The 5,707-nt window shown below is 74.1% G+C and carries 5 protein-coding genes and 1 pseudogene; 5 read left to right on the forward strand and 1 reads right to left on the reverse strand.

The genetic code is table 11. The features are described 5' to 3' along the window. Positions 1–274 (forward strand): annotated as a pseudogene (locus tag ABZV94_RS39580) (glycosyl transferase family 2); the annotation flags it as partial. Positions 275–281: 7 nt separating this feature from the next. Here the strand turns inward: ABZV94_RS39580 and ABZV94_RS39585 are convergent. Next, complete coding sequence (locus ABZV94_RS39585) at positions 282–1,526, reverse strand: TerD family protein (RefSeq protein ID WP_356349604.1); 1,245 nt, start codon at positions 1,524–1,526, stop codon at positions 282–284. Between the two features lie 287 nt (positions 1,527–1,813). Between ABZV94_RS39585 and ABZV94_RS39590 the strand changes: the two genes are divergently transcribed. The 4 genes from ABZV94_RS39590 to ABZV94_RS39605 form a co-directional block, all read left to right on the forward strand. Further along, positions 1,814–2,251, forward strand: coding sequence for a DUF6643 family protein (locus ABZV94_RS39590; protein ID WP_356349606.1), 438 nt, complete (start codon positions 1,814–1,816; stop codon positions 2,249–2,251). A 45-nt stretch (positions 2,252–2,296) separates the two neighbouring features. Then, complete coding sequence (locus ABZV94_RS39595; RefSeq protein WP_356349609.1) at positions 2,297–3,121, forward strand: MOSC N-terminal beta barrel domain-containing protein; 825 nt, start codon at positions 2,297–2,299, stop codon at positions 3,119–3,121. A 203-nt stretch (positions 3,122–3,324) separates the two neighbouring features. Next, on the forward strand, positions 3,325–3,930 hold the full coding sequence (locus tag ABZV94_RS39600; protein ID WP_356349611.1) for a hypothetical protein: 606 nt from the start codon (positions 3,325–3,327) through the stop codon (positions 3,928–3,930). 229 nt (positions 3,931–4,159) lie between these two features. Then, on the forward strand, positions 4,160–5,707 hold a 1,548-nt coding region (locus ABZV94_RS39605), incomplete at its 3' end, for a right-handed parallel beta-helix repeat-containing protein (protein ID WP_356349613.1).

Consider the following 5,707-nt stretch of genomic DNA (forward strand, 5'->3'; position numbering starts at 1 on the left):
GGTGCCGCCCGCCGCCGTTGCCGTGGGCGCGGCCGGCGGCGCCGCGGCGGTCGCGCTCGTGGGCGCGGCGGCGTGGGCGGTGATGGCGGGGACGTACGTGCCGATGCTGCGCTACTACCGGCAGCCGCTGTGGCTCGCCCCGCTGCTGCCGGTCACCGCTTTCCTGTACCTCATGATGACGGTCGACTCCGCCGTGCAGCACTACCGCGGGCGCGGGGCCGCCTGGAAGGGCCGCACCTACGCCCGCCCGGACGCCGTGGCCGACGAGGGCTGAGCCCGGTTCACTTGCGGCCGGGCGTCCAGTTCATGCCCCAGCCGTAGGCGCGGTCTATGGTCCGCTGCGGGCTCGATCCGCGCTCGGGCACCAGATACCGCGCCTCGCGCTGGACGAGGAGGTCGCCGCCGGTGTTGGTGATCAGCGCGAGCGCGCACACCGGGGAGTCGACGGTGCACTCGTCCAGCGAGAACTCGATGGGGGCGCCGTGCTGCGGCTGGAGGGTGACGGTGGCGTGCAGGTCGGCGAAGGAGCGGGCGCCCTCGTAGATGGTGACGAAGACGAGGATCCGCCGGAAGTCCTGCTTGTGGTCGAGGTTGACGGTGAGGTTCTCGCCGGCCGCCACGGCTCCGGTGCGGTCGTCGCCGTCGAGGTGGATGTAGGGCGGCCGGTGGAGCGAGCCGAAGGCGTTGCCGAGGGCCTGTACGACTCCCTTGCGGCCGTCGGTGAGTTCGTACAGCGCGCACAGGTCGAGGTCGAGGTCGCCACCGCCGCCCCAGCGGCCCCGGCCCGTGGACGGTCGGCGCGTCTGCCAGTTGAGGTTCACCCGCATCGCGCCGGAGGTCCCGCCCTGCTTGGCCAGTGAGACGGAGGGAGCCGCCTTGGTGAGGGTGACCTTGGAGAGGCGGACGGGCTGGGCCGGGGGCGGTGGGGCCGGGGCCGTGGCGGGGCGGGGCGGGGTGGTGGCCGGGGCCGGGGCCGGCGCGGCGGGCGCCGCGGCGTGCTGCGGTTCGTCCACGGTGATGCCGAAGTCCGTGGCCAGACCTTCGAGTCCGCTGCTGTAGCCCTGGCCGACGGCACGGAACTTCCAGCTGCCCTGGCGGCGGTAGAACTCGCCGAGGACGAAGGCCGTCTCCACGGTCGCGCCCGGGCTGTCGAAGCGGGCGACCACCTGGCCCGTGGCGGCGTCGGTCACCTCGATGTAGAGGTCCGGGACCTGCCCGAAGGTTCCGCCGTCGGCGGAGGCGGCGAGCACGATCCGTTCGACGGCGCCCTCCACGCGCGCGAGGTCGGCCCACAGGGTGTCGGTGACCCGTCCGCCGGCCGTCCGCTTGCCCTCGTGGCGTACCGCGCAGGAGGAGTGGGCGGGCTGGTTGTAGAAGACGAAGTCCCCGTCGGAGCGGACCTTTCCGGCGGCGAGCAGCAGCGCCGAGGCGTCGGCGTCCGGGACTCCGGCGCCGGAGCGCCAGCCCACTTCGACGCGCAGCGCCGTGGTCGGCACCGGTGTGTTGGAGCCTTTCGGCATTGACATGTCCGCCCCCATCACGTGTCGGCTTCAGGGTGTCGCCCCGCGTCCGTGTCGTCCTACCCGCACAACCTATTCCCGGGTACGTCGCGCGCCCATGAGCGGCACCGCAGGATCGCCGGTCAACCGCCGGTAACCCGGGACGAACTCGGCCTTTACACGATCTAAACGTGGATCCGCGCCCCTTTTTGCCAAGTTCGCTCGTATTGGGGATCCCAGACACCTGCCGACACGGAAAACAACCCTCTTATCGGTCTCCCCAACCAGCACATCGTGGGCTTAACTTATGTGCCATGACCTCCCCCCGCTCCACTTATGGTGGCGGCTACTACTCCGCCTCCTTCCCGGACACCCCGATCTACGACTCGCTCGTCGCCGAGCGGGGCACCCCGCAGATCGCCCCGATCCGGGTCCCCGCCGCCTACGACACGGGCAGCAGCCTGCCCGCCCTGCCGTCGGCCCTCCCCGCCCTCCCGGCGGCCCCGGCCCAGCAGCAGCCCCCCGCCTACGGCTACCCGCAGCAGCAGCCCGCACCGCTGCAGCAGGCGCCCACGGCGTACATCCCGCAGCAGGCGGCCGCGCCGCGCGGCTACCCGGGTCCGCAGGCCCCGCAGCAGCAGCGCCCGATGGCGCCGGGCAACGGGTACGAGGCCATGCGCCCGGCCGCGCCGCGGCCCGCGCCGGCTCCCTACCAGGACCCGTACAACAACCAGCAGTACCGCGGTTACTGACCACTCGCGCCCGGGCCGTCGGTGCCGCCTGGCACGATGGACGGCATGGGATACGCCGAAGTGGAGTCGATCCACGTCCATCCGGTCAAGGCGTTCCGGGGCATCTCGCCCCGGGAGGCCGTCGTGGAGCCCTGGGGCCTGGCCGGTGACCGACGCTGGACGCTGATCGACCACGGGGGAAAGGTCGTCACACAGCGCGAGCAGCCGCGTCTCGCCCTGGCCGCCGCCGAGCCACTGGCCGGCGGCGGCCTTCGTCTGTCCGCGCCCGGCCGGCCGCCGCTGGCCGTCGAGGTGCCGGAGCCGACCGGGACCGTGCCGGTGAACGTGTTCGGCACGAAGGTGGAGGCGGTCCCGGCCGACCCGGCGGCGCACGCCTGGTGCAGCGCCTATCTGGAGTCCGAGGTCCGCCTGGTGCACATGGACGACCCGGCAGCCCGCCGCCCGGTCGACCCTGCGTACGCCCTGCCCGGCGAGACGGTGAGCTTCGCCGACGGCTACCCCCTGCTGGTCACCACGGCGGCCTCGCTGGACGCCCTCAACTCGCTGATAGCGCAGGGGAGCAACGCCCACGAGGGCCCGCTGCCCATGAACCGGTTCCGGCCGAACGTCGTCGTCGCGGGCACCGAGCCGTGGGCCGAGGACCACTGGACGCGGATCGCCGTCGGCGAGGTCGTCCTCCGGGTCCCGAAGCCGAGCGGCCGGTGCGTGGTGACCACCACCGACCAGGCCACGGCCGTACGCAGGCGGGAGCCGCTGAGCACCCTGGCGCGCCACCGCAGGATCGGCGGCAGGCTCCTGTTCGGTCAGAATCTGGTGCCCGTCTCCCCCGGCACGATCAGGGTCGGCGACCCGGTGCGGGTGCTGGAGTAGGGACCGGCCCGGGCGCACCCGTCGGTGATGATCCGGCGGACCGGGAACCAGGGGGCGGGTGCCGGTCGTTGAGAGGACGTGAGAAATTCGTGAGGGGGCGCGGGCGTCGGATGCCGCGGCGGACGTGAGGCGTTCTCGGCCGGTCCGGTCCGGCTGTGAGCGCCGGTGTCCGGTATCACGACGGACCGGAAGGGGGTGGGCGGATGCGAGCACTCAGTGGGCTGTGGCGCTGGCGGCGCAATCCGCTGTGCCGCGCCACCGATCTGGCCGAGGCGTGGGTGGCCCTGGTGGCGCTGCTGCTCATCGCCGTGGCCGCGCCCGTGACCGGCCTCCTGGCCGGCACCGCGGCCCAGGACTCGCTCCAGCGGTCCGTGCGGCAGCAGCAGCACACGCGCCATCCGGTCACGGCCACCGTGGTGCGGAAACTGGGCGGGGCCCTGCCGGAGACCGACCCCGACACCACCTCCGCGCGCGAGACCGGCAGCCGTGTCCTCGCGGACTGGACCGCGCCGGACGGCACCCGGCAGCACGGCCCGGCCCTCGCGGACCTCAAGTCCCCGCATCAGGGGGACCGTTTCCGGCTCTGGACCGACCCGCACGGCCGAATAACGACCCGCCCGCTGGACTCCGCCACGGCGACGACGCACGCCGTGCTCGCCGGGGTCGGCGCGGCCCTGCTGACCGCGGCCCTGGTCGAGGGCGGCCGGCGCCTGACCGTCTGGCGCCTGGTCCGCCGGCGGTACGCGCGCTGGGACCAGGCCTGGGACCGGGCGGGCCCGGACTGGGGCAAGGCGGGCACCGGCAGCTGACGGCCTTCCGGCTCTGGTCAACCCGGCGTGCACGCACGCGCTACGGTGGACCGGCCGAAGCGCATTCGGCGACAACCCGCGGGTGCGTGAACCCCCGGGGCGCACAGGTCTCCAGGGGCGTGGACACGCTCACGCCGGGGGCCGAGCACGGTCGCGGTCCGGGCACCGGCGGCAGCGCCCCGGCGGGCAGCGAGCCATCAGTACGACGAGGTGGGGGCACAGCAACGCCATGGCACAGGGCACGGTCCAGGTGACGCACACCGGTACTTCGCGGTGGCGGCGCCGCACGGGTGAGTACGCTTCGCTCGCCGCCGCCCTGGAGGCCGCCGCCGACGGCGACGTCCTCACCATCGCCCCCGGCACCTACCGGGAGAACCTCGTCGTCCAGCGGGCGGTGACACTCCGTGGGCCCGAGGGCTCCTCCGGCTCCGTGCGGATCGCGCCGGTGGACGGCGTTCCGCTCACCGTGCGGGCCTCGGCCGTCGTGCAGGACCTGCACGTGGAGGGGCAGGACGCGGCGGCGCCCGCGCTGCTCGTCGAGGAGGGCACGCCCGAGCTGACGGACCTGCGGATCGTCGCGCGGTCCGCCGCCGGCATCGAGGTGCGCGGCGGCGCCCGCCCGACCGTGCGCCGGTGCACCGTCGACAACCCGGCCGGCATCGGCATCGCCGTACTCGACGGCGGGGGCGGGGTGTTCGAGGAGTGCGAGGTCGTCGCGGCCGGGCAGGCGGGCGTGGCGGTGCGCGGCGGTGCCCATCCCCGGCTGGAGCGCTGCCGGGTGCACCACGCCTCCGGTACCGGGCTGACCGCGACCGGCGAGGGCTCCTCGCTGGAGGCGGTGGGGTGCGAGATCTACGAGGTGCGCGGCTCCGGGGTGCAGGTCACCCAGCGGGCCACCGCGCACCTGACCGACTGCGAGGTGCACCGCACCACCGCCGACGGCATCACCCTGGACACCGACGCGGTGCTCACGCTCGCCGACTGCCACCTCCACGACATCCCGGAGAACGCCGTCGACCTGCGCTCCCGCTCGGTGCTCACGCTGACCCGGACGACGGTGCGTCGGTTCGGGCGCAACGGCCTGTCGGTGTGGGACCCGGGGACCCGGGTGGACGCCAACCAGTGCGAGATCTTCGACAGCACCGGCGACTACCCGGCGGTGTGGGTGAGCGACGGGGCCACCGCGGTACTGGACTCCTGCCGGGTGCACGACGTGCCGGACGCGCTGTTCGTCCTGGACCGCGGTTCCCGCGCGGACGTCGTCGACAGCGATCTGTCGCAGGTGCGCAACACGGCCGTGTCGGTCAGCGACGGGGCGACCGCGCAGCTGGACGACTGCCGGATCAGGGAGGCGGCCACCGGTGCCTGGTTCCGCGACCACGGCAGCGGCGGCACGCTCAACAACTGCAGTCTGGACGGCACCCAGACCGGCGTGATCGTCACCAAGGGCGCCGACCCGACCATCGAGCGGTGCACGGTCGACTCGCCCGCGGAGGCCGGTTTCTACGTCTCCGCGGGCGGCCGGGGCAGCTTCCTGAACTGCCGGGTCACCGGCAGCGGCGGCTACGGCTTCCATGTGATCGACGGCTGCCGCACGACGCTGCGCAGGTGCCGTACGGAGCGGTGCGCGCGCGGCGGGTACGAGTTCGCCGACGGCGGCCCGGACGCGGAGTCCGGGACGGGGCCGGTCGTGGAGGACTGCACCAGCGACGAGAGCGGCGGTGTGCGGGCGCCCGCGGTCCGGGAGGCGGCCGTGGAGACGGTGCCGCGCTCCGCC

Source organism: Streptomyces sp. NPDC004658, from assembly GCF_040609555.1.
GTDB lineage: Bacteria > Actinomycetota > Actinomycetes > Streptomycetales > Streptomycetaceae > Streptomyces.